Here is a 23,559-nt window from a genome sequence, read left to right on the forward strand (position 1 = left end):
GTTGTTTTAAGGGAGGTCGAACCGCGGCCCTGTGGCCGTCTGAGGTTTACCCGAAATGCTCCACCTGAGCGTTCGAGCATGACGCGAGATCGGTCTCGTATCAACGACAAACGCCGCGGGCCAAGGCCCGCGGCGAAAGATTGTGTGTTTCGATTACTCGGCGATGTCGACGTTCTCGAAGGTGAAGTCGCCAAGCGGGCTCTGGACGAAGCCGGAGACTTCCTTGCGCATCGGAACGATCGAGAGAGAATGGTCGATCGTGGCCCAAGGCGCTTCGCGCTTGAAGACGAGCTGTGCTTCTTCGTAGAGCTTGGTGCGCTCGGCCTGGTCAGACGTGACCTTGGCCTTCTTCACCAGTGCGTCGAATTCCTCGTTGCACCACTGAGCGCGGTTGTTGCCGCCGACGGCAGAGCAGCCGAGCAGCGTGTCGAGGAAGTTGTCCGGGTCGCCGTTGTCGCCGGTCCAGCCGAGCATGACGGCGCCGTCACGATCCTTGGCCTTCGAGCGGTCGAGGTACTCGGCCCATTCGTAGGAGACGATTTCGACGGTAACGCCGATCTTGGAGAAATCGTCCTGGATGATTTCAGCGGCACGACGTGCGTTCAGCATGTAGGGGCGCGAAACCGGCATGGCCCAGACCTTCATCGAAAGGCCGGTTACACCAGCGGCTTCGAGTTCGGACTTGGCGGCGTCCAGGTCATACGCGTCGTCCTGCGTGGACTGGTTGTAAGACCACATGGTCGGCGGGATCGGGTTCTTGGCCGGAGTCGCCATGCCCTGGAAGACGGCGTCGACGATGGCTTCCTTGTTGATCGCCTTGTTCAGCGCCTTGCGGACTTCCGGCTTGTCGAAGGGAGCCTGGGTCGTGTTGTAGGCGAGGTAAGCGACGTTCAGGCCTTCCTGCTCCATCACGGTCAGGGCCGGATCGGACTTCATGGTCTCGACGTCGGCAGCGTTCGGGAATGGCATCAGGTGGCATTCGCCAGCCTTGAGCTTCTGGTAACGAACAGCGGCGTCCGTGGTGATTGCGAAGACGAGGTCGTCGATCTTCGGTGCGCCACCCCAGTAGTCGGCGTTCTTCTTGTAGCGAATGACGGCATCCTGCTGGTAGCCGACGAAGGAGAACGGACCGGTGCCGACCGGCATCTGGTTCAGCTGTTCCTTCTTGCCTTCGGCTTCGAGCTTGTCGGCATATTCCTTCGAGACGATCGAAGCGAACGGCATTGCGAGGTTTGCGAGGAACGGCGCTTCCGGCTTGTTGAGCGTGATCTTGACCGTCATGTCATCGACCTTTTCGATCGACTTGATCAGCTCGGGGAAGCCCATGCCTGCGGCATATTCCCAGGAGGTGCCGGCAACATACTGGTTCCACGGATGGTCGGCCTTCAGCTGGCGATCCAGCGAGAAGAGGACGTCGTCGGCGTTGAATTCGCGCGACGGTGTGAAGAACTCAGTAGTGTGGAACTTGACGCCTGGACGCAGCTTGAAGGTGTATTCGGTGCCTTCGGCGTTGACTTCATAGCTTTCGGCCAGGCCAGCTTCGGCTTCGGTGGTGCCCGGCTTGAATTCCATCAAGCGGCTGTAGATCGGATGCGCAGAAGCATCGAAGGTCGTGCCGGCGGTGTACATGCCGGGATCGAAGCCTTCCGGCGATCCTTCCGAGCAGTAAACGAAGGTCTTGGCGCTGGCGGCACCCGACAGGAAAGTGGCGGCAGCAAGCGCTGCAGCTGCAAGAGCGAACTTGGTTTTCATGAGCAGTCTCCCAAAGGCTAAGGACGAGCGTCCTCGCCGGTTCTTTTGGTCCCGCGGCACGTGGATCGCGCCCGTGTTTTGAGAAGGTCGGGTTTCAACCGGTCTTCCGGCAATCAGTGGATTGTCGGCCGCGCGTCGTAAACTGACAAGCGGCAGAGACCTCCATCTGATCACTGAAGCAGTGTCTTATCGCCTTCGGAAACGTTGTAAAGAGAGATTCGGCTCAATTCCGTCACAGAATTGGTCTGGTTTTCGCCGCATTTGGCGACCGCCAGTGCATACATTCTACAACGGGCAGACAGTCCGCACAAAACCATCGAACATTAGCGATGCCGGAGAATGCAGGAGAATCAATGACTCGGAGGTTGCTGCGTCGCAAAATGGCAAGGGTGATCGAGCAGGCGGGCGCTGTCTAACAAGCCTTGGGAAATTTATCAACCAGTCAAAAAAATTGTTCGGCGCCAAGGGCCGGCGCCGTCGCGGATCACCGCTTTACGGTATCAGAGATTACATGGATGCGGGGGAAAGGAGGAGGGGCTTGGGGAACCCCTCCCCCTCCCTTTCGGTCACGCTTTGTGGGGAGAGCGACCGAAGAAGAATGCGTAAGCCGCTGGCAGGACCAGGATGGTCAGGACGGTTGCGACGAGAATGCCGCCCATCATCGCGTAGGCGAGCGGCCCCCAGAAGATGCCGCGCGAAATCGGGATGAGCGCGAGCACCGCCGTCAGGGCCGTCAGCATGATCGGTCGGAAACGTCGCACGGCCGAACCGATGATCGCCTCCAGTCGATCCATACCGGCCGCAATGTCCTGGTCGATCTGATCGATCAGGATGATCGAGTTGCGGATGATGATGCCGAGCAGTGCAATGACGCCGAGGATCGCGACGAAGCCGAAGGGCGCGCCGGAGATCAAAAGGGCGGCGGCAGCACCGATGATCCCGAGCGGACCGGTTGCGAGGACCAGCATGGCCTTTCCGAAATGCTGCAGCTGCACCATCAACAGCACCACGATGACGAGGAGCATGATCGGCGCTTTCGCGGCAATCGAATCCTGACTCTCAGCACTGTCTTCCGCGCCACCCTGGATCTCGATGGAATAGCCCGGGGCCAAGCCGTCGCGCAGCGATTCCATGTCCTCGAACATGCGCAGCGCCTCGTCGTTCGACTGGACATCATCCGGCACCGTTGCGCGCACGGTCACAGTCGGAAGACGATTTCGCCGCCATTCGATGCCCTGCTCCAGAGTCGGCACGACCTTGGCGATTTGAGACAGCGGGATGAAGGCCCCGAGATCGGTCGGTACATAGATCGAGTTGACGGCAGTGAGCAGACGACGGCTGTCTTCCGGCTCGCGGGCGACGATAGAGATCGTCTCTTCTCCGGCTCTCACATCGGCAAGCGGGGCGCCGCTCATCGTGGCCTGGAGCATCTGCCTCAGGCGTTGCGAGGAAACGCCGAGGGCGCGGGCACGGTCCTGATCGACAACGAGCGTCATAGCCGGGACCGGCTCCAACCAGTCATCATGGACAGCTTGCAGCAGCGGGTTCTGATGGAAACGCGCCTTGACCTGGTCGGCAATGCGGCGAACCTCGTCGCGTTCAGGGCCACTGACGCGCATCTGGACTGCCCAACCAGTTGGCGGACCAAGGAAGAGGCGATCGACCTTGCCGCGCACAGAGGGAAAGTCTTCAGCCAGTCCCAGCCGAAGTTTGGTGATCAGTCGCTCACGCGCCTCCTCATCCTTCGCCATGACCAGAAGCTGGGCATAGTTCGGGTTGCGAAGCTGCTGGTCGAGCGGCAGGAAGAAGCGCGGCGCGCCCTCGCCCACATAGGTCGCGACAAAACGCTGATCGTCATCGGTGAGAATGGTGGCTTCCAGGCGCTTCGCTTCAGCCTCGACTTCCTTGATCGAGGTGCCCTCGGGCAGCCACATATCGACCAGGATTTCCGGACGCGAGGACTGCGGGAAGAAGTTCTTCGGGATGAACTGGAAGGACCAGAGGCTGACCGCGAAGATCGCGAGCGTCGAGCCGATGACAATGATCCGATGCTGGACGGCCCAGGCGACGACCGAGCGCAGGCGACGGTAGAAGGGCGTGTCGAAGGCGTCGTGATGGTCACCGACATGCGGCCTCTGCTTGAGGATCAGGTAGCCGAGCCAGGGCGTGAAATAGACGGCGACGAACCAGGAGATGACCAGCGAGATACCGACCACGTAAAATAGCGATCGGACATATTCACCGGCCGTCGATTCCGCGAAGCCGACGGGGATGAAGCCGGCCGTGGTGATCAGCGTGCCGGTCAGCATGGGGAAGGCCGTCGAGGAATAGGCGAAACTCGCCGCATCCAGCTTGTCGAGCCCTTCCTCCAGCTTTCGTTCCATCATCTCGACGATGATCATGGCATCATCGACCAGAAGCCCGAGCGCGATGATCAGTGCGCCGAGCGAGATGCGCTGCAGGTCGAGGCCGAATTCGTACATGACGGCAAAGGTGGCCGCGAGCACCAGGGGAATGGCAATCGCAATCACCAGACCCGAGCGCCAGCCGATCGACACGAAAGAGACGACGAGAACGATCAACAGAGCTTCGCCGAGCGCCTTCATGAATTCGCCCACCGCTTCACGGACGACTTCGGGCTGGTTGGAAATCTGCGAGACTTCGAGGCCGATCGGCAGCGTCGCTTCGAAGCGCTGCAGCGTTTCTTCCACTGCATCGCCGACATCGGTGACCTTGAAGCCCTTGGCCATCACGACGCCGACCTGCACGGAGTCCTTGCCATTGAAACGGAACTTACGCTGGTAGGGATCTTCGAGCCCCTCGGTGACGGTCGCGATATCGCCGAGGCGCGTCACCTGGTTGCCGGAATTCAGCCTGAGCTCCCGAATGTCTTCGGCTGCCGAAAAGCCGCCATCGACGGAGATGCGCACCGATCGGGATCCGGTGTCGATCGATCCGGTCGCATCGATCGCGTTCTGCCCGGCGAGCGCATTCTGCAGGTCGGTGAAGGTGAGGCCGCGTTCGGCAAGTGCTTTCGAGGATACCTCGATGAAGATCTTCTGCGGCTGATCGCCCAAGATCACGGCCTTTTCGACACCCTCGGTCGAGAGGAGCACGTCGCGGGCCTGGATCGCATGCTGCTTGAGCTCCGGATAGCTGTAGCCATCACCGGTCAGGGCATAGAGCGTGATGTAGGTGTCACCGAATTCGTCGTTGAAATAGGGGCCGAGCAGCCCTTCGGGCAGTTCGTTCTCGATATCGCCGACCTTCTTGCGGACCTGATAGAACGCATCGGCCACGTCATTGGCATCGGTGTTACCCTTGACCTGCAGCGTGATGATGGCCGAGCCGGGCCGCGTATAGGACTTCACCCAATCGAGATAAGGCGTTTCCTGTAGCTTGCGCTCGATCTTGTTGACGACCTGATCCTGCATGTCGGTGAGCGAGGCGCCGGGCCAGAAGGCCTGCACGACCATGACGCGGAAGGTGAAATCGGGATCTTCCTTCTGGCCCATGCGCATGAGGCCGAAAAGTCCGGTCAGGATGATCAGGCCGAAGAGGAAGCGGGCAATGCTGGGATGGCCGATGGCCCAACGGGACAGGTTGAACGAGCCCGGTTCGACAGGAGAATGGTTCATGATATCTGGATCCCGAAGGTAAGGGTCGCTGGGCTCAACGGGTCGCGGCGCTTGGCGTAACTGCCCCGGAATCCGCCTCGGCTGCGCGGGACAGGTCCTTATCGGCAAGTCGCACCTTCATGTCTTCCGCCATGAACTGTGTACCCGCCACCACAACGAGGTCGCCAGGTTTCAGACCAGCCGACACCTGGACACCGGTATCGGAGAAGGTATCGACTGTGACGGGCCGCGCATGGACCGTCGCGTCGGTCCGGTCGACGGTCCAGACCGTCGGCTGCTTGGCCGCATCCTGGGTCAGCGCGGACAGCGGCAATTCAAAGAAATCCTTGTCGGACGGGGCCAGCGCCGTGACGCGCGCCGTCATGCCCAGCAGGATCTGCGGATTGTCTGGAAGCGAAATGCGGACCGCGAAAGTGCGCGAGGTGGCATCGGCACTGCCGGCCACTTCCCGGACGGCACCCTTCGAGGCGAGGCCATCCGTCGACCAAAAGCCGACATCGACCTCCTTGCCGGGGGCAAAGGCGAAAATTTCATTCTCGGGCACAGCGATGAGGACTTCCTTCTCGCCATCGGCGGCCACCGTCACGACGGGGCTGCCGGCGGCGACGACCTGACCCGCATCCGCGCTGATCGCGGTGACAATGCCTGTCTTGTCGGCCTTCAGTTCGCCATAACCGACCTGGTTCCGGGCCTGCTCCAGCGAAGATCTCTGGCTGTCCCGGGTTGCAAGTGCCTGATTGTAGGTCAGTTGCGCCTGCTCGAGCTGCGCCTTGGTCGTCACCTGCTGACGGTAGAGGGCGTCGGCACGCTTCAGGGCGAAGTCCGCCGTTTCCAGCTGGCGTTCAGCTGCCGCGAGGCTCGCTTCGGCGCTGCGCATCTGCAGTTGGTAGTCGGTGACGTCGAGGCGCGCCAGCACGTCGCCCGGTGCAACGCGATCACCGATATCCACGAGCCGCTCGATGATCTTGCCGGCGACGCGGAAGCCGGCAGCGGCTTCGCTGCGGGCCTTGACCGTGCCGGAATACTTTAGCTCCCGGTCCGTGGAGGGGGCCTCGACTTCGATCACCTTGACAGGACGCAGGGCCGGTTCCTTGACCACCTCAGCGCCACCTTCCGAGCAGCCTGCGAGGCCGAGGGTGAGGAGGAAAGGCAATGAAAGCATGGATACGCGGAAATTGGCGGACATTGTGGTTCCTCCCCCGGCGGGGTGTCAGGCTTTGAGGGCTCGAATGGCAAATTCGGTCAGTTCTTCCGGCTGGGCACGATTGTCCTTGCCGATGCACTGCGCAACCATCTGCGGGTGATGAAGAGGCGACGTGGCTGCGCCGAAACAACGCGCCATGTAGGCTGGATCTCCCTTGGCAAATTCGCCATTGTCCATGCCTTCGGCGATGACGCGCGTGAGGATCGCCTGGATTTCATCGATGTGCTTGTCGATGACACCCCAGCTCTGCTCGATTGCGACCACGGCCATTTCATGGACCTTGCGATCGTCCATCATCGTGGCGACGGTGAACTGAAACTGCGCCATAGAGTAGCGCCTCAGACGCTCTTCGGCGCTGAGAGGCATTGCCGCACAGTCTTCGGCGAGTTTCTGGCTCTGCCCCAGCAAACGAGCGCACACACCTTCGAGCAACTCCGCCTTCGAGGCAAAGAACCGATAGATGTTGGCCGGCGACATGCCGAGCTCCTTCGCCACATCGGCGACGGTCGTCTTGCTGTAGCCATAGTGGCGAAACTGGGCCTCCGCGGCCTCAAGAATGCGCGTAGCCGTATCGGTGGTATCATTCAGATTGGGAGCGTTTTGGATCATGATGATTTACGACTGACGATTTTTGAATTTCGTCAGTCGTAAATCAGAAATCGTCATCGGTCAATATGCGAGAATGCTGTCACTGACGCTTCGAATAGAGAGAGCGCTCCGCGCTCATCTGCCGGCGACCACATCGGTACGAGAACCTGCGCGGAGCGAGCCCACCGGATCGACTGCGTTTCACTGTTACCTCGGGGAGCTCAATGCGTCCCGGCTGACAGGAAGAGGTCTATGGGGGCAAGCGACCGAACCGGCTCCTCCTCAAATGGCAGATGGCCGAGGCCCGGCAGGCGGACCAAGGTGACGTTCGGCAGATATTTCAAGTAATCATCAGCATTGGTGATCGGGATCATGCCGTCCTTCTCACCCCAGAGAAGCAGCGTCGGGGCCTGTATGCGACCAAGTGTTGGACCTGGATCGCGCAGGATCACCTGGCCCATGCGCGCCAAGATTGCCTGCCGCACGCCGGGTGCCAGCATCAAATCATGGTAGCGGGTCACATTATCCTCACTCAAGGCTTCCGGGTTTCCGTAAGCGGCGGCCAGATTGGCCTTCAACATGCTGCGCGGTGCTGTGTAAGGCAGAGCACGCATGATCAGCGGCGTCTCTGGAAGCTTGTCGTATTCGAAACCCGGACTGGCGAAACCATCGGGAGACACCAATACGAGCCTCAACACCCGATCCGGATGCATTGCGGCAAAGTTCCAGGCTATACGTCCGCCCAGAGAATTGCCGATCAGGTTCACACGATCCAAATGCAACTGGTCCATGAGGCCGATGAGGATCTGCATGGTGCGAGCGTCAGTGTAGTCGCCGGTCGGATCCGGCCCTGTCAACCCAAAACCCGGCAAGTCGAAACGCACCACCCGATAACGCGTCGACAAGGCCTTGGCCCATTCCTCCCAGGTATCCAGGCTGGCACCGAAACCATGGAGCATGATAACAGCCTGAGCGTCCGGCGGGCCGGTGTCGCGCAGCCGCAGACGAACCCCCTCGACGGTGCGATATTGCCCTGGATAGGTCCTCTCCAGCGCGGCGCGCGGCTTGTCGGGCTCATAGAGCCAGATCGACACAGCGATGATCCCCAGGACAGCGAAGCCGGCCAACCAGGCAAAGGCCGTCATCATCGTTTTCCCTCTTCTGGCCAAGCGCTGCTCCACTTCATGCTTCCAGATCATCTCCATCGATAGCCTGACCGAAAATGTGCCCGGCGACGAGCCATGCCTGTTCGGTCAGGCAATCGTCCCGGTCACACAGTAGCTAGAAGACGGCATGGTCTCCCCTATATGGTAGAGCCCCGCTTGCCAGGACCGACCTGTAGAATTCGAACAAGGTCTGGGTTCCTGTCGAAGGTGTGGCATCTGCATCGTAGCGACCTGTCTGCGAATTGAGCACAAGCATGGATTCAGTAGCATAATAGCGTCCGATCCTAGCCAGTTCCGCCTTCGCGCGAAGAGACGGCACGACACGGCCAAGGGTTCCAAGGCTACCGATTATGCCGTCGAGCAGGGCTATGGGCACTGATCGAAACTTCGGCTGCCGCCCCAGGAGTGCGAACAGTGCTTCCCCCTGCTGGCGCGGTGTGATGGCATCGCCGGGGCCGCCAATCGGCAGGATGCGGTTCCAGCATCCCGCGTCTTCCAGACAGCGGACAAGATAGTCGCCCAGATCGTCGTCGCTGATGGGCTTGCAGGATGTCAGTGTCCCATCCCCGAAGATCAGGAAGGGTCGACCGTTGCGGACGCGCTCGATCTGGCCGGACAGTGATTTGAAGAATGCGGTGGGTCTCACGATCGAATAGCGAAGACCGGATGCCATCAGCGCCGCCTCAAAGGCGAGCTTTGCCTGCTGGAAGGCGAGCAGCGGCTTCTGCACGCAAATTGCAGACACAAGGACGAAGTGAGCGACGCCTGCACGCTGTGCCGCGTCCAGCACGTTCATATGCGCGCGGTAGTCTATTGCCCATGCGTCATGCGGCGCTCCTGTGCGCGAGGCCAAACAGGAGACTACAGCATCGAATTGGGCGCCGGAAAACCCGTCACGCGTCAGGGTCGCCCGATCGGAAACATCAACCATCCTGAAGGATCCACCTTCTGACCGGCGGCTGGCCTCTGCGGCCGGGTGCCTGCCATCATCGCCAGCTCGCGGCCGAACGAAACTGACGACATCATATCCCCGCCGCGCAAGTGCAACAGATGTCGCACGACCGATCGTGCCGGTAGCGCCCAGCAGGCAGACGCGCTTTGACGCCTGCATGCCGGGTCGGACCTCTATCCCCGAAGTGCCAGTGTCCGTCACGGTCTCTCCATCCCCTGAAGCCAGCGGTACGCGCAGTCCGATGCAGTAGCGCTCCCTCCCCGGTCGCACCGCTCATGGACGATCACAATACAGTTTCCAGACCATCGAAGACAGACGTCCAGATGACTGAAAGTGTTCGACGAGGCCTGAGCCCGATCATGGGTCGCTGAAGACTTCGCTGGAACTCAAACAGGGAAAACGAAGCGTTCTTGATGCAACGCTGCCCTGCATTCCGCCGTCAACCTGAACACCTAGTCGCAGCGATTGGTGAAGACCTTCCACCTTCTCCGAGCGTTCATTGCCTTGAAAGACCGCTCCCCTGAAAGTGAAAGGGCGACGCCGTCCGCTGGAAGATCAGAAACAGTAGAAAGAACACCGCAAGACTGTAGCGGATGCACCTCGACTCGACCATGCTCCCGAGACCACACCCCCGCCTGATGGTCAGTCTGACTGGGGCCAGTTTCGACCACGCGCCGTGAGGTGCTGAATTCCTGCAGGTGAGCCGCGCGACCGGAGCAGATCCACACGCGCTCTTCGAAAGGCAGAAAATAGCGTCCTGGGACAGGTAGCAAAACCATAATCATTGGAAACGCCGCAAGCCGCTCGTCTGTCCTGGAAGAACCTAGTAAGAGATCGCAGCCTTCTCCGATTACGGATCCAAGCCGACCCATGCCCTTTCGCTTCGTCCATACCGCCGACATCCATCTCGACTCGCCACTGCGATCGCTGGCCCTGCGCAACCAGGATCTCGCCGAACTCGTCGGCGATGCCAGTCGGCAGGCATTGGTCGCTATCGTCGACCTGTGCCTCGAAGAGGCGGTCGATGCCCTCGTCATTGCCGGCGATCTCTATGATGGTGACCAGACGTCGATGAAAACGGCACGGTTTCTCGCCGGGCAGCTGGAGCGGCTGCACCAGGCCGGCATCCGCACCTATCTGATCAAGGGAAATCACGATGCGCTCTCCAAGATTGCCAGGGAACTGGTGATGCCGGAGACAGTCAAGATCTTCGGCGGCCATGCCGAGACCATTGAGATCACCAAGGGAAGCCTGCCGGTCGCGATCCATGGCCTGAGCTTCGCCAAGTCGCAGGCGCCCGAATCCCTGCTGCCGAAATACCGCCCGCCGGTTCAAGGTGCGGTCAATATCGGCATAATGCATACCAGTCTCGCCGGCTCACCTGGGCATGATGCCTATGCACCCTGCAATGTGCTCGACCTGCATGCCTCGGGCTTCGACTATTGGGCGCTCGGCCACATTCATCTGCGCACCCACCACGCAGGGACCTCCACCGTCGTCATGCCAGGCATGCCGCAGGGTCGCGACATCAACGAGGCCGGCGCCAAGAGCGCGTCGCTCGTCACCGTCTCTGATGACAGGACAATCACGGTCGAGGAGCGACTGACAAGCGTGGCGCAGTTCCAGCGGGTGAATGTCGATCTGGCAGGCGTCAGTGAATGGCGCGACGCGGCAGAAGCAATCGAGGCTGGTCTCCTGATTGAGCGGGAGCGGACTGCGTCGCCGCATCTCGTGGCCCGCCTGCGGCTCATCGGACGGACGCCACTCAACTGGCAGATCCGACGCGATCTCGATCTGCTGCAGACTGAGGTCGAGCTGCGCGGCGACCGGATCGGCAGGACCTGGATCGAGAAGATCGAGCTCACGACTGAGGCCCCGCAGTCGGGTGCGGACGTCCGGGTCGCGGACCCCGTCGTCGAACTCGGCGTGCTGATGCGCGACGATGTGATCGCCCGAAGCGGGTTCCGCGCTGAAGTCAGCGAAATGGTGCGAGACCTGCTGACGGATCTGCCGGCCGAAAGCCGTGACTTCGCCGGCCGTGACGAGGCAGCTCTGGAGCGCTTCCTCGACAGCCTTCTGACCGAAGGCGTCGAAGATATCACCGCCCGGATGAGCGCCGCCGAGCGGGGGGACAGCTGATGCGTCTGCGCAGGCTCGACCTCACGCGATACGGCAAGTTCACCGACCATTCGATCGACTTCGGCGCGGCGCGACCGGGTTCGCCGGACCTTCACATCGTCTACGGGTTGAACGAGGCCGGCAAATCGACGACCTTCGCCGCATATCTCGATTTGCTATATGGCATAGGCGAGCGCAGCACCTATAACTTCCTTCATCCCTACAACACGATGAAGGTCGGTGCGCGGCTCGAATTCGGCGGGGCCGAGCACGAACTTGCCCGGCTCAAGCAAAGGACCGGCAGCCTTGTCGACGATCGGGGGCAGCCAGTGAACGAGGCATTGCTTGCGGGCGCGCTCGGTGGCATCGGCCGCGAGGCCTACCGCACGATGTTCTCGCTTGACGACCAGTCGCTCAAGGAAGGCGGAAATGCCATCATTCAGAGCAAGGGTGAGCTCGGAGAGTTGCTGTTCTCCGCGAGCTCAGGTCTCGCCGGGCTGAGCCGGTCTTTGGCAACGGCGGCCGACGAAGCCAATGCAATTTACAAGAAGCGCTCATCGAGCACCAAGCTCGCCGAGCTCAAGCGCTCACTGGAAGGCCTGAAATCAGAGCGGACTGCGATCGATACGCTGGCCTCGACTTATGCGGCGCTTCAGGCGACCCACGACCAGGCCGACGGCGCTTATCGAGCGACTGCGCGGATGCTTGCCGAGGCAAAAACGAAACACCAGGAATGGATGCGCTTGCTGAGCGCCCTGCCGGCTTCGCGCGAACATGCTCAGCTCAATGCGAATGTCACGGAGATGGGCAAAACATCGCGCCCACCCGCGGAATGGTTCGCATTGCTGCCGCAACTCCTGCGCGACGAGACGCGGCTTACTGCGATCATCGACATCGCAGATCGCTCGACGCGTCAACTCGCCGAGGAGATCGAGGCGATAAAGCTGGATGGACAGGCCGCAACGATTGCCGCCCACATGGAAATGCTCGACCAGGGACGCGCCCGTTTCCTCGCAGCCGACGGCGACCTGTCAAAGCGAAAGCTGGCGCTCGCGGAGCAGGAGGGCGCACTTGCGCAGCTTCTCGCCGAGCTCGAGCAGGAGCACGCGGAGCCATCAACCCTGCTGTTGCCGGCTTCCCTGGTCGGCGTGATCAGGGATCTGATCGAGACGCATTCCGGCGTGGAAGCGCAGCTCGTGGCCGCAGAGCGCGAACTCATCCGCGCCCGAGAGACTCTCGAACGGCGGGGGTCGAATGAAGATGGGACAGACAAGGCATCGCTCTCAGACCCCACCCAAATCCGCCGGATCCAGGCCGCACTTGCCAGCCTGTCCGGCTCGGATCTGGTAGCCAGACTAGCCTTGGAGGAACGCACGCTCGGGCAGATGCGCCGCGCGCAGGAGAGCCATTTCGCCCGCCTTGCCCCTTGGACCGGCGATGCGGAGGCGCTGCGCCGCACGGGATCAGCCGAAGCTCGCCAGATCGAGAACTGGCGCAGTCAGGCATTGGCCATCGAGAGGCGCAAAGCCGACCACGAAAGCCGCCTGCGCGATCTCGGCACCGAACAGGCTCGAATAAAAGCCCTGATCACCGCCTTCGCAAGCGGTGGACCTATCGATGACGGCGAGGCGGCAAGACTGCGCGCAGAACGCGATAAAGCCTGGCATACTCATCTGGCCTCACTGGATGCGACGACCGCGCAGATCTTCGAGGCGCGGATGCATGAGGACGACGATGTGTCTGCGGCGCGGCTGTCGCGTGCGCAGGAGCTCGCAGACTTGCGGCAACTTCGCCAAAACGAAGCAGAGACGATAGCCGCAATCCACCGGCAGCGAGAATTGTTTGCCGAGGTGCAGAACGAGCACGATGCGCATGCCAGAAGGATCGCCGCTCTCCTGCCCGAGGCATTGAGACAAGACGGCGACGCAATGGAGGGCATTGCCAGTCTGGAGGCGTGGATGTCTCGACGCGCCGCAGCACTTGCCGCATCGGATGACCTGCAGCAAGCCCAAGACGCCGTTGACGCACTTCGTGTCGAACTGGAGGGACATGGCAAAGCGCTGGCCGCCAGCCTCGCCGAGGCAGGGATAGATGTCGCTCACCTGAGCATCGCCGAACTCGCTCGCACTGCAAGCGCCGCACTGGCGGCAAGCGAAAGCGAACGTTCCGCACGGCTGGCGCATGAAAAGGCACTCGGGGACCTCGCGCGCGACATGAGGGAACGCGAACGCGACAAACAGGAGGCGCAAGCCCGTGCCGCTTCCTGGGATCGAGATTGGCAGCAGGCCCTGTCGCGAACCTGGTTCTCCGAAAAGTCAGGTTCGATCGCTGCCGTCAGGGCGATCCTGACTGCGCTTGGCACATTGCCCGCAATCTTGAAGGAGCGGCAGGATCTGGCGAGCCGCGTGACTGCGATGGAGCGTGACCAGGCACAGTTCAGGGCGGACATGGCCGGCCTGCTTGCCGAATGCGGGGAAGATCGGCCCCCCGGCGATGCGTTGGCAGCGGCCAATGCGCTGGTCCGACGTCACGAGGCGGCTCGGCGGGCTGCCCAGCTTCGTGCGGACAAGCAGGCCGAGTTCGACAAACAACAGGCAAAGCTGCGGGCGCTCGAAGAAGAGCTGGCGGTCCACGAGGCCCGCAGATCCGAGCTGATGAATTTCTTCGGCGCCGACAGCCTCGCCGAGGTCGAAACTTGTCTGGCCCAGGTCAGAGAGCGCGATCGGTTGGAAGAGCGGATCGCCGTGTTGCGCCGCCAGATCGTCGAAGCAATCAGAGCTTCGAGTTTTGAGGAGGCCGAGACACGACTGGCAGAGATCGACACCGATCAGCTCGAGCGCGATGCCTTGGAACTCGGCGGACGGATCGAGGATCTGACCGAACAGTGCAAACAGCTCTTTGCCGACAAGTCGCTGGCTCAGCAGAGGCTAGACGCCGTCGGCGGCGACGACGCAGTTGCCCGGATCGAGGCTCGGCGCCGCACCGTGCTCCTCGAGATCGAGGCATTCGCCATGCGACACCTTGTACTCCGGACGGGGACGCTCGCCGCCGAGAAGGCACTGCATCTCTACCGGGACCGGCATCGCAGTGCGATGATGAACCGAGCCTCCGAAGCCTTCCGGCAGATTACCAGCGGCAATTACTCCGGCCTGACGACGCAGCCAGACCGGGACCGTGAAATCCTGATCGGCGTAACCCGCGATGGCGGCTCGAAGCTTGCCGATGCGATGTCGACCGGCACGCAGTTCCAGCTTTATCTGGCACTCCGGCTCGCGGGCTATGAGGAATTCGCGACGCTGCGCCCGCCTGTGCCGTTCGTTGCCGACGACATCATGGAGAGCTTCGACAATCCGCGTTCGGAAGAGGTCTTTCGGCTTCTGGGCCAGATGGCGAAGGTCGGGCAGGTGATCTATCTGACCCATCACTGGCATCTGTGTGAAATCGCCAGGCGGGTTGTCCCCGACGTGACTGTGCACCATCTGCAGTGATGTTTGCCTGCGACCAGCCAAGGTCGTTCTGCATGGAATGGTCGACAGAGGCGTCAAGCGCCAAGGCTGTTGTACGCAAATCTCTCGCTCAACTCGCTCTCGCCACTCATTGAGCCGACAGTTCGGGCGTCCCTTGGCGTGTCCAGCTCTCTCGTCGGTGCTAAGGACAAGTCCGCGGTCGGCCTCACGACGTCCACTGGATATCGCAAGCCATCTCGTCAGATCCTCTCCTGTTGCTTTTTGGCCGACGAGCGGCTAGCCCGGCATGACGTCAAAACCGGATGCAGACAGGCGATGTCAGATAGCAAGGTTCAACCGACCCTCATTGAGCGCGTACAGGCAGTCGCTGAAAATCTGACGGCCACTGAACAGCGGCTGATATCCGAACTGCTGAAAGCGCCTCATGCGGTTGCAATCGGAACATCCAGCGAATTTGCAGCGAGGCTCGGTGTGCATGAGGCGACCACGTCCCGCCTCGCACGCAAGCTCGGCTTCTCCTCCTATTCGGAGTTTCGCGACGAATTGCGCCGCGAATTTCTCAAGGTGGCGGATCCGGCGGAGCGGATTTCCGCCACGCTGAGTGATGCAATGACCCATGGCTTTCTGCCGTTGCTCGTCGCGAGCGAGTTGGCGGCGCTCGAGGCCATGACCGACCACGTCACCGATGCCAAAATTCTGGAAGCTGCCGAGAAACTCGATCGCAGCCGGGTCTTCATTCACGGTCATGGCAATGCCGAGGCGCTGGCCGTCCTGATGGAAAGACGGCTGAGGCGGCTCGGCATCGACAGCCATCCCCTCACCGGAAGCCGGCGGGACCTTGCCGAACAGATGCTGACGCTCTCTGGAGACGACGCCCTCTTGGTGTTCGCATTCCGTCGGCAGCCCCCGGACTACGCCCGTCTGATGGATGTCGCGGCCGAAGTGGGAGCATCGACCGTGGTCATTGCGGGCACGGTGGGTGCATCGCTGACCCCGCGCCCACAGGTGCTGCTTTCCGCCCCGCGGGCTGGCATGCCCGACAGCTTTCAGACGCTCACCGTGCCTATGACGATTTGCAATGCGATCAACCTTGCCCTTGCGGCGCGACGAGGTGGAGAGGCCTTGTCGAAACTCGACCGTTTGGGGGATCTGATCGCAAGGTTCGAAAAGGGCCCTGCAAGATAACTTGCATGTCATAAAATTGTAGCAAGAAAACCATACATGAACTATGGTACTCACGAGAGGAGACGTTCATGTACAGAATTCTTGCCCCGCTTTGCGCGCTCGCGCTGGCAACATCAGCCCATGCCCAGGACCTTGATACGCAGACAGCCACCGAATTGCTGCCGCAGGCGAAGCAGGAAGGTAAAGTCACCGTCTACGCTTTCACCAGCCGCATAGGCCGGGTCGAGCAAGCTTTCGAGGCCGCCTATCCCGGTATCGACATGATCACCTTTGACATGTCTTCAACCGAGCAGATCGCCCGCATCAAGAGCGAGGCGCAAGCCGGGCTTCCCGGCGCGGATGTGATCTACATTTCTGACGCGCCGGTCGTGCTGACGGAACTGGTAGCAAACAACCTCCTGGCATCCTACGTGCCGCCTCGGGTCGCAGGCGTCTTGGCCGAGCAGTTCAAAACGCCTTTGCTTGCTCAGCGGCTTTCCACGAAAGTGCTGATGTATAACGAGGAAGCCCACCCGGACGGTTCCCCGGTCAAGAACCTCTGGGATCTGACCAAGCCCGAATGGAACGGCCGCGTGATCATGGTCGACCCGCTGCAGCGTGGCGACTATCTCGACCTGATGACCGAGATCGTGCTGAAATCCGAAGAGATGGCGAGTGCCTACGAAGCAAGTTTCGGCAAACCGATCATGCTTTCCGACGGCAACGAGAATGCTGGTCAGCAGTTCATCGCCGAGCTTTTCGCCAATGATCTGGTGCTCGTCAGTTCGACTGATGACGTCAACAAGGCGATTGGCGCCAAGGGCCAACAGACACCTCCGATCGGCTTCACGAGCTACTCCGACCGTCGCGACAATGAAGACGAAGGTTGGGCACTGCAGGTCGCCAACGATGTCGCGCCTTCAAACGGTATCGTCTTCCCCGCCTTGCTGGCGATCAACCCGAAGCCTGCAAGCCCGGCTGCAGCACGCCTGGCCGTTGACTTCATGATGGGAGACGACAGCGAAACCGGTGGGGAGGGCTTCAAGCCATTCTACGTTGCCGGCGACTGGCCCACTCGCTCCGACATCATGCCACACGAGGAAGCAATCCCGCTTTCAGACTTCAAGGGATGGCAGATCTCACCGACCGAGACGGCGAAAATCCGGGCCGAAGTGGCCGATTTCATTCTCGCTCTGCAATAACATAGACGAGTGAGAGACGGGCAGCGTGGTCGCCCGTCTCTCCGGAGCTCCGGAATGACAATTACACTGCGCCGCCACTACCAGAACCTGTCGCGCCACGGACTGACCATCGCCATGGCCCTGCTTCTCGTCGTTCTGGTTGTCGCCCCTCTGTTCACGATTTTCGTCGAGACCCTCACCCCCCGATCCGGCTCCGGTGCCAACGCCTGGGTCGATGTGCTGGCCAGCCGTCTGTCCCAGAACCTTTTCTGGCGGCCGACGATCAACACGATGATAATCGGCCTCTGCGTTGCCATCGGTTGCGTGCTGCTCGGTGGCTTCCTCGCCTGGTTGGTGGTGATGACCGACGTTCCCGGTCGCCCTGCGATTGCATTCCTGGCAACTCTGCCATTCATGATCCCGAGCTTTGCCACTGCACTCGCATGGGGCAGTGTCTTTCGTAATGGTCGCGTCGGTGGTGGGGGCGGCCTGCTGGAGGGCTTTGGTTTCAACGTGCCGGACTGGCTGTCCTGGGGCATGACGCCCACCATCGTTGTGCTCATAGCCCACTACTACGCGCTTGCCTTCACGGTCATTGCCGCGGCGCTCTCCACGGTCAACGGGGACCTCGTCGAAGCAGCCCAAATGACCGGCGCCTCGCGCAAGCGGATCCTGTTCGGCATCGTGCTGCCAATCGTCACGCCGGCGATCATCGCCGGTGGTTCACTGGCATTTGCAGGCGCGGTGTCGAACTTTGCCGCCCCTGCCCTTCTCGGCTTGCCGGTGCGCATGCAGACACTGTCCACCCGGCTGTTCGGCATGATCGAAATCGGCCAGACCGAGCGCGGCTATGTGCTCGCCATCCTCTTGATCGGCATTTCCGCAATCTTCCTCGGACTCGGCAATCGTCTGCTGTCAGGCCGTCGCAGCTTCGCGACGATCAGCGGAAAAGGCGCACGCCCGCGCCGCTTCACGCTTGGCCGCTCCAGGCTGCCACTGGCCGTGATCGCCTGGACGATCTGCATCATGACAACCATTCTGCCTATCCTGTTGCTCGCCGCCGCCAGCCTGGCGCCGTCTTCCTTGTCGCTGTTTTCCGACTGGACATTGCATTACTGGATCGGAGAAAGCAGTCCGGCCTTTGCACGAGGTCAACCCGGCATCCTCCACAATCCGCAGCTCATCTCCGCGATGACGACGACGCTCATTCTCGGCGCCTCGGTAGCGCTGGCTGCCAATATCATCGGCATTCTCATCGCCGTGGCATTGGCCCGGCAAAACACGCCAGTGCTGAGCAGTCTTGTCTCACAACTCAGCTTCCTGCCGATGCTGCTGCCGGGCATCGCCTTTGCCGCCGCCTATATCGCGCTCTATGGTGCACCGATAGGTCCGTTTCCAGCTCTCTACGGCACCAAACTGTTGCTCGGTCTGGCGCTGACTGCTGCCATGCTGCCGTTTGCCGTGCAGACTGGCCGCGCCACGGTCACACAGATCTCCGGCGATATCGACGAGGCAGCTCGCATGACAGGCGCTGGTTTCTTCCGCCGGCTCGGTGCCATCACGATCCCGCTTGCGGCACGCGGGCTGGCCGCCGGACTGCTGATATCCTTCGTCAATGTCATCGGCGATCTCGCGATCACCATCCTGCTTTATACGCCGACATCGCCGCTGCTGGCTGTCCTCTCCTATAGCTACGCCTCGGATGGGTTCCACCAGTTCGCCAATGCGGTCACCCTCGTCATCCTGATCATTTCCATGCTGGCCACCGGCGCCGCAGCGCTTCTGCGTGGCCGCCGCCGCCAAAACTTCGCGTGAGGCTCCACCCGTGATTTCACTCGACCACGTCACGAAGTCCTTTGCAGGCCATGATGCTGTCTCAAATGTCAGCCTCTCGGTGCCTGAAGGCTCATTTCTCGTATTGCTCGGTCCGTCGGGCTGCGGCAAAAGTACAATGCTGCGCATGCTGGCCGGCCTTGAACAGCCGACATCCGGCAGGATACTTTACAACGAGACGCTGGTTGCAGATGGCAATGCCGGCTTCACCCTGCCACCGGCAGATCGCAATGCCGGCCTCGTCTTCCAGTCTTATGCGCTCTGGCCCCATATGACGGTCGCCGGCAACATCGAATGGCCTCTGAAAGTGGCCAAGCTTCCGACGGAAGAACGGCGCATCCGCCGCGCTGATGCCATGCAGATGCTCGGCATATCAGCACTTGCCGACAGATATCCGGGCGAAATCTCCGGCGGCCAACAGCAGCGCGTCGCGCTCGCAAGAATGATTGCACCACGTCCGAAGATCATGCTGTTCGACGAACCTCTTTCCAACCTCGACGCCACGCTGCGTGTGGAAATGCGCTTCGAACTGCTGAAGTTGCATGCTGCGACAGGTGCCACGGCCGTCTACGTCACCCATGACCAGGTCGAGGCGATGACCATGGCCACGCATGTGGCTGTCATGAACAACGGCCGCGTCGAACAATTCGACGCTCCTGAAAAGCTGCTTTCCGAACCGGCCTCGGCTTTCGTCGCAGGCTTTGTCGGCACGCCGGCCGCAAACCTCATTCCGATCACCGGAGGCAGGTGGTTCGGCAGGGTTGCCGATCCATCCCTCCTCGATGCGACCGGCCATGCCATGGTCCGCGCCGACCAGATCGAAGTCGTCAGCGAAAGTGGCCCTCATGTCATCGAGGTAGAACTCGCCGAAATCGTGCCGATGGCCGGACGCTACCTCGTCAGCGGCCTCATAGACGGCATCCGCATCACGGCCGTCACCGACCGCGCCGTTCGTTCGGCAGAAAAACTCCGCTTCCGGCTGCCCGGCGCACCAGCGGCAATCTTCGACATACAGGGAACACGCCTTTCATGAAACGTATACTCCTCGTGCGTCATGGCGAGAGCGAATGGAACGCCATCCGCCGCCTGCAGGGACAGGCCGATATCGACCTGTCGGAACGCGGCAGACAGCAGGCGCGGGCACTCGGCCCGATGGTCGCGACCTTTCGCCCGGGCCTGGTTCTGACATCCGACCTGAAGCGCGCGTCAAACACGGCAAGCCTGCTGGGCTATCCCGATGCAACCAGGGAGCCGCTGCTTCGCGAGCACAATGTCGGCGACTGGACGGGAGCCGAAATCGCGGACTTGATCGCCGCCCAGCCCGAAGCCTATGCCCGCTGGCGAGCTGGCACCTTTGCACCTGAGAACGGCGAGATCTGGAGCGACTTCAGGGCCAGGATTGGCTCGGCGATCAACCGCGCCCTGGCCGACCCGGCCGAAACCGTACTCATGGTTTGCCACGGCGGCGTCATCCGCGCGGCCCTTGACGTTGCTCTTGGACTGGCCCCGGCCCGGATTATCCCGGTCGGTCCCGCGAGCCTGTCGATCATAGCATTCCCGACCAACGAACCCAGGCTGGAAGTCTTCAACGCGACGGTCTTTTCACCTGTTCTCGACGCGCCTGATTGATGGCACTACAGGGCGAACCGAGCCTCAGGTGATCCGTCGCTTGCTTTCGCTCTCGTGACTGGTATCGCCCGAACTATCGATCCCATGACCTGCGCGCCCGCCACAAGACGGTTGAATCAGCGTAACCCAGCACCTCGGCGATGCGCGCCTTTTGCACATGCGCCTCGATCTGCTGGGCGGCGATGGCCTGGCGGGTCTCGCGCACGAGTTCTCGCAGGCTGGTGCCTTCCTCGGCCAGCCATCGTTGCAACGTGCGCACCGAAATCTTCAATTCGGCAGCGATGGCAGACAGCGTGATTGGTTTGTGTCCGAGATAGATGCCGATCAACGCGCGCACCCGCTCGCTGATGCTGTCGGGCGTGATGGCCTTGCCGACCATTTCCGCAACATGGCGTTCGAGCACGGCAGAAAGCGCAGGATCCTCCTGCCTATAGAGGCGCGCGGCATCGCGGCCGTCGACGATGATGCGGTTGGCCGATTCACCGAACTTCAGCGGGCAGCGGAAGATGCGCTCCAGCACCGAACGATCCCGGGGTGCCAGATGCTCGAAATGCACTTCCAGCGGCTTCCAGCTCTTGGCAAAACAGGAGCGCACCAGCTGGCAGGAGGCGACGACGGAGAATTCGCTGTCCTGCCGCCTCGGCCACATCCGAGCATCCTCCAGCCGGTAGCTCCAGACTAGATTGCCATCCTCCTCGAAGACGCCAGAACTCGTCGCACTCTGTACCGTGTTGACGTATTTCGCCAGCCGCTCGAAGCCGGCGCGGATTGTGCCGGAGATCGAGAACAAGACGCCGATCGGGCCGATATCGCTCGGCTTGAACAGTGTGCCGAGCCGGGCGCCGAGCGAGGGCTCGCCAGTGATGAGCGCCGCCTCCTCGAAGATTGCGACGTAACGCGCCATGGGGATCATCGCATAGGGATCGTCCAGCTGGCTGCGCAAAATGCCGTGTGAGGCGAGCAAAAGGTCGGTCTTTCCGCTGCGTCGGTCGATTTGTTCGACGAGTGGGGCAAGCACCGAGGCCCGAATGGATGCAATTGCGGGCATTGGCCTGTTCATTTGCGGTGCAACTGCCATTTTCACCATCCTGAAACGGCCGCGTGGCGCGGTTTATCGATTCAATGGCATGAAGTGCAATTTCGGGGCCAAAGTGTCGCGCCTACCCTCTTGATGAAAATCAAGCACAAGAGGGGTTCCCATGACATTACAATCTATTGCGGATGGTCCCACGGACCGGCTGGCGAAGAATTCCGTCGGCCTCGCCCATATCGTCTTCTTCGTCGTCGCGGCTGCAGCACCGCTTACCGCCGTGGTCGGTGCGACGCCGGCCGCTTTTGCCTTCGGCAATGGTGCGGGCGTCCCCGGTGCCTTCGTGCTCGCCGGCATCCTCTATCTGCTCTTCTCGGTCGGCTTCACCGCCATGAGCCGCCATGTCGGCGGTGCCGGTGCCTTCTACACCTACATCACCCATGGCATCGGCAAGCCGGCCGGCGTCGGTGGCGCGCTGATGGCGCTGGTCACCTATTCGGCGGTGCAGATCGCTGTCTACGGTCTCTTCGGCCTGTTCATGGCCGGTGCCATGGCGCCGCTCGTGGAGCTTCCCTGGTGGGTATGGTCCTTTGCTGCACTCGTGGTCGTGCATGTCTGCGGCCAGCGCAATATCGCCTTTTCCGGCGCAATCCTCGGCGTCTGCATGATCGCCGAGATCGCCATCCTGCTGCTGCTCGACATCGGCATCGTGCTTTCGGGCGGCGGACCGGAAGGTTTTGGCTTCACCTCGTTTTCGCCGGCGACCGTCTTTGCCCCCGGCCTCGGCGTGGCGCTGGTCTTCGTCGTCGGTTCCTATATCGGCTTCGAGGCAACCGCGATCTTCGGCGAAGAGGCCGAGAACCCGGAAAAGACCATTCCGCGCGCCACTTACGTCGCGGTGCTGCTGATCACCGGCTTCTACGCCTTCTCCACCTGGGCGATAGTCCAGTTCTATGGCCCAACCGCCGTGCAACCGACGGCCGAGGCTGGCCTTGAGGCCTTCTATTTCACCGCAACTGATACCATTCTCGGTCCCTGGGCCTCACAGGTGATGAACATCCTGCTGATCACCAGCCTGTTTGCCTGCGTGCTCTCCTTCCATAACACGCTGAACCGCTATTTCTTTGCCCTTGGCCGCGAAGGCCTCGCCTTCAAGCTGCTCGGCAAGGTGCATCCGATGCATGGTTCGCCCTATATCGCCGGCATGCTGCAGAGCGCGATCGCCACTGTCGTGCTGGTGCTCTTCATCCTGGCCGGTGCCGATCCCTACACGGTCGTTTTCTCCTGGATGTCGGCGCTTGCGGTCATCGGGATCCTGACTGTCCAGGCCCTGGTATCCGTCGCCATCATCCTCTTCTTCCGCAAGGTGAAGACGGGTCATGGGGTCTGGACGACGATGATTGCCCCGGCACTCGGTCTTGCCGGTCTGCTTGGCGCACTGGCTCTGGTCATTGCCAACCTGTCGCTGCTCTCAGGCTCCGAAAGCCTCATCGTCAAGTCCTTCCCCTATCTGATCGTGCTGATCGGTCTCATCGGGGCAGCCTTTGCCATGCAGATCAGGAAGGCCAAGCCGGAACTCTACGCTTCGCTCGGAAAGGCATTCGAATGACCGCGCTGAAGACACTGCCCGCGACCGACCGCCTGCTCGGCATCACGCTGATCGCACTGACCGCCGCGACCATCCTGCTCGCAACTGAAGCACATGCCCTCTGCAATCTCTTCTGCATCCACGGCATGCCGGCCATTGAGGCCGAGCTCTGCGCCGGGCGCGGCTGACACGACACGGGTGGCGCCCTGTTCCGGCGCCACCCGAACTCTACCAACCCATTTGCCTGAA

The 23,559-nt window shown here is 61.4% G+C and carries 16 protein-coding genes and 1 pseudogene; 9 read left to right on the forward strand and 8 right to left on the reverse strand.

Features of this window, described 5'->3' with window-relative positions; translation table 11 throughout:
* Positions 1 to 153: 153 nt before the first annotated feature.
* The 7 genes and pseudogenes from E9677_RS03580 to E9677_RS25490 form a co-directional block, all read right to left on the reverse strand.
* A complete protein-coding gene (locus E9677_RS03580) occupies positions 154 to 1,752 on the reverse strand; it encodes an ABC transporter substrate-binding protein (protein WP_136556701.1) in 1,599 nt (532 codons plus the stop codon).
* A 566-nt stretch (positions 1,753 to 2,318) separates the two neighbouring features.
* On the reverse strand, positions 2,319 to 5,390 hold the full coding sequence (locus E9677_RS03585) for an efflux RND transporter permease subunit (RefSeq protein ID WP_136556702.1): 3,072 nt from the start codon (positions 5,388 to 5,390) through the stop codon (positions 2,319 to 2,321).
* Between the two features lie 34 nt (positions 5,391 to 5,424).
* On the reverse strand, positions 5,425 to 6,576 hold the full coding sequence (locus tag E9677_RS03590; RefSeq protein WP_136556703.1) for an efflux RND transporter periplasmic adaptor subunit: 1,152 nt from the start codon (positions 6,574 to 6,576) through the stop codon (positions 5,425 to 5,427).
* A gap of 24 nt (positions 6,577 to 6,600) precedes the next feature.
* Positions 6,601 to 7,203, reverse strand: coding sequence for a TetR family transcriptional regulator (locus tag E9677_RS03595; protein WP_136556704.1), 603 nt, complete (start codon positions 7,201 to 7,203; stop codon positions 6,601 to 6,603).
* Positions 7,204 to 7,403: 200 nt separating this feature from the next.
* Positions 7,404 to 8,330: an alpha/beta fold hydrolase gene (locus E9677_RS03600; RefSeq protein ID WP_205910095.1), complete on the reverse strand. Its 927-nt coding sequence runs from the start codon at positions 8,328 to 8,330 to the stop codon at positions 7,404 to 7,406.
* 133 nt (positions 8,331 to 8,463) lie between these two features.
* Complete coding sequence (locus E9677_RS03605) at positions 8,464 to 9,435, reverse strand: NAD(P)H-binding protein (RefSeq protein WP_328591129.1); 972 nt, start codon at positions 9,433 to 9,435, stop codon at positions 8,464 to 8,466.
* A 326-nt stretch (positions 9,436 to 9,761) separates the two neighbouring features.
* A pseudogene (locus E9677_RS25490) lies at positions 9,762 to 9,875 on the reverse strand (type II toxin-antitoxin system HipA family toxin); the annotation flags it as partial.
* A gap of 295 nt (positions 9,876 to 10,170) precedes the next feature.
* Here E9677_RS25490 and E9677_RS03615 point away from each other — a divergent pair.
* From E9677_RS03615 to E9677_RS03645, 7 genes are all read left to right on the forward strand, one after another.
* A complete protein-coding gene (locus E9677_RS03615; RefSeq protein ID WP_136556705.1) occupies positions 10,171 to 11,439 on the forward strand; it encodes a metallophosphoesterase family protein in 1,269 nt (422 codons plus the stop codon).
* Positions 11,439 to 14,906 carry an ATP-binding protein gene (locus E9677_RS03620; protein ID WP_136556706.1) on the forward strand — a complete coding sequence of 1,156 codons (3,468 nt, stop codon included), beginning with the start codon at positions 11,439 to 11,441 and terminating at the stop codon, positions 14,904 to 14,906. The genes E9677_RS03615 and E9677_RS03620 overlap by 1 nt, the downstream gene beginning before the upstream one ends.
* A gap of 294 nt (positions 14,907 to 15,200) precedes the next feature.
* Positions 15,201 to 16,070 (forward strand): MurR/RpiR family transcriptional regulator, encoded by an 870-nt coding sequence (locus E9677_RS03625; protein ID WP_136556707.1) that lies wholly within the window; start codon positions 15,201 to 15,203, stop codon positions 16,068 to 16,070.
* Between the two features lie 68 nt (positions 16,071 to 16,138).
* Positions 16,139 to 17,251 carry an ABC transporter substrate-binding protein gene (locus E9677_RS03630; protein ID WP_136556708.1) on the forward strand — a complete coding sequence of 371 codons (1,113 nt, stop codon included), beginning with the start codon at positions 16,139 to 16,141 and terminating at the stop codon, positions 17,249 to 17,251.
* 54 nt (positions 17,252 to 17,305) lie between these two features.
* Complete coding sequence (locus E9677_RS03635) at positions 17,306 to 19,045, forward strand: ABC transporter permease (RefSeq protein WP_136556709.1); 1,740 nt, start codon at positions 17,306 to 17,308, stop codon at positions 19,043 to 19,045.
* A 10-nt stretch (positions 19,046 to 19,055) separates the two neighbouring features.
* Positions 19,056 to 20,096: an ABC transporter ATP-binding protein gene (locus tag E9677_RS03640; protein ID WP_168801107.1), complete on the forward strand. Its 1,041-nt coding sequence runs from the start codon at positions 19,056 to 19,058 to the stop codon at positions 20,094 to 20,096.
* Complete coding sequence (locus E9677_RS03645) at positions 20,093 to 20,692, forward strand: histidine phosphatase family protein (protein ID WP_136556711.1); 600 nt, start codon at positions 20,093 to 20,095, stop codon at positions 20,690 to 20,692. The genes E9677_RS03640 and E9677_RS03645 overlap by 4 nt, the downstream gene beginning before the upstream one ends.
* 73 nt (positions 20,693 to 20,765) lie before the next feature.
* Here E9677_RS03645 and E9677_RS03650 read toward each other — a convergent pair whose 3' ends face one another.
* Complete coding sequence (locus E9677_RS03650; protein WP_136556712.1) at positions 20,766 to 21,770, reverse strand: AraC family transcriptional regulator; 1,005 nt, start codon at positions 21,768 to 21,770, stop codon at positions 20,766 to 20,768.
* Positions 21,771 to 21,891: 121 nt separating this feature from the next.
* Between E9677_RS03650 and E9677_RS03655 the strand changes: the two genes are divergently transcribed.
* The gene (locus E9677_RS03655) at positions 21,892 to 23,331 is read left to right on the forward strand and encodes an APC family permease (RefSeq protein ID WP_136556713.1); all 1,440 of its coding nucleotides are present in this window, start codon (positions 21,892 to 21,894) and stop codon (positions 23,329 to 23,331) included.
* The gene (locus tag E9677_RS25115; protein ID WP_168801108.1) at positions 23,328 to 23,498 is read left to right on the forward strand and encodes a hypothetical protein; all 171 of its coding nucleotides are present in this window, start codon (positions 23,328 to 23,330) and stop codon (positions 23,496 to 23,498) included. The genes E9677_RS03655 and E9677_RS25115 overlap by 4 nt, the downstream gene beginning before the upstream one ends.
* Positions 23,499 to 23,559: the final 61 nt, after the last annotated feature.

It is taken from the genome of Peteryoungia rhizophila (genome assembly GCF_004912145.1).
GTDB classification, from domain to species: domain Bacteria; phylum Pseudomonadota; class Alphaproteobacteria; order Rhizobiales; family Rhizobiaceae; genus Allorhizobium; species Allorhizobium rhizophilum.

What these genes read in the sequence shown, in the direction of transcription:
- E9677_RS03620 (WP_136556706.1), top strand. Translation starts at nt 11,439, where the DNA reads ATGCGTCTGCGCAGGCTCGACCTCACGCGATACGGCAAGTTCACCGAC.
- E9677_RS03635 (WP_136556709.1), top strand. Translation starts at nt 17,306, where the DNA reads ATGACAATTACACTGCGCCGCCACTACCAGAACCTGTCGCGCCACGGA.
- E9677_RS03655 (WP_136556713.1), top strand. Translation starts at nt 21,892, where the DNA reads ATGACATTACAATCTATTGCGGATGGTCCCACGGACCGGCTGGCGAAG.
- E9677_RS03615 (WP_136556705.1), top strand. Translation starts at nt 10,171, where the DNA reads ATGCCCTTTCGCTTCGTCCATACCGCCGACATCCATCTCGACTCGCCA.
- E9677_RS03630 (WP_136556708.1), top strand. Translation starts at nt 16,139, where the DNA reads ATGTACAGAATTCTTGCCCCGCTTTGCGCGCTCGCGCTGGCAACATCA.
- E9677_RS03590 (WP_136556703.1), bottom strand. Translation starts at nt 6,576, where the DNA reads ATGTCCGCCAATTTCCGCGTATCCATGCTTTCATTGCCTTTCCTCCTC.
- E9677_RS03595 (WP_136556704.1), bottom strand. Translation starts at nt 7,203, where the DNA reads ATGATCCAAAACGCTCCCAATCTGAATGATACCACCGATACGGCTACG.
- E9677_RS03625 (WP_136556707.1), top strand. Translation starts at nt 15,201, where the DNA reads ATGTCAGATAGCAAGGTTCAACCGACCCTCATTGAGCGCGTACAGGCA.
- E9677_RS25115 (WP_168801108.1), top strand. Translation starts at nt 23,328, where the DNA reads ATGACCGCGCTGAAGACACTGCCCGCGACCGACCGCCTGCTCGGCATC.
- E9677_RS03600 (WP_205910095.1), bottom strand. Translation starts at nt 8,330, where the DNA reads ATGATGACGGCCTTTGCCTGGTTGGCCGGCTTCGCTGTCCTGGGGATC.
- E9677_RS03580 (WP_136556701.1), bottom strand. Translation starts at nt 1,752, where the DNA reads ATGAAAACCAAGTTCGCTCTTGCAGCTGCAGCGCTTGCTGCCGCCACT.
- E9677_RS03650 (WP_136556712.1), bottom strand. Translation starts at nt 21,770, where the DNA reads ATGGCAGTTGCACCGCAAATGAACAGGCCAATGCCCGCAATTGCATCC.
- E9677_RS03585 (WP_136556702.1), bottom strand. Translation starts at nt 5,390, where the DNA reads ATGAACCATTCTCCTGTCGAACCGGGCTCGTTCAACCTGTCCCGTTGG.
- E9677_RS03645 (WP_136556711.1), top strand. Translation starts at nt 20,093, where the DNA reads ATGAAACGTATACTCCTCGTGCGTCATGGCGAGAGCGAATGGAACGCC.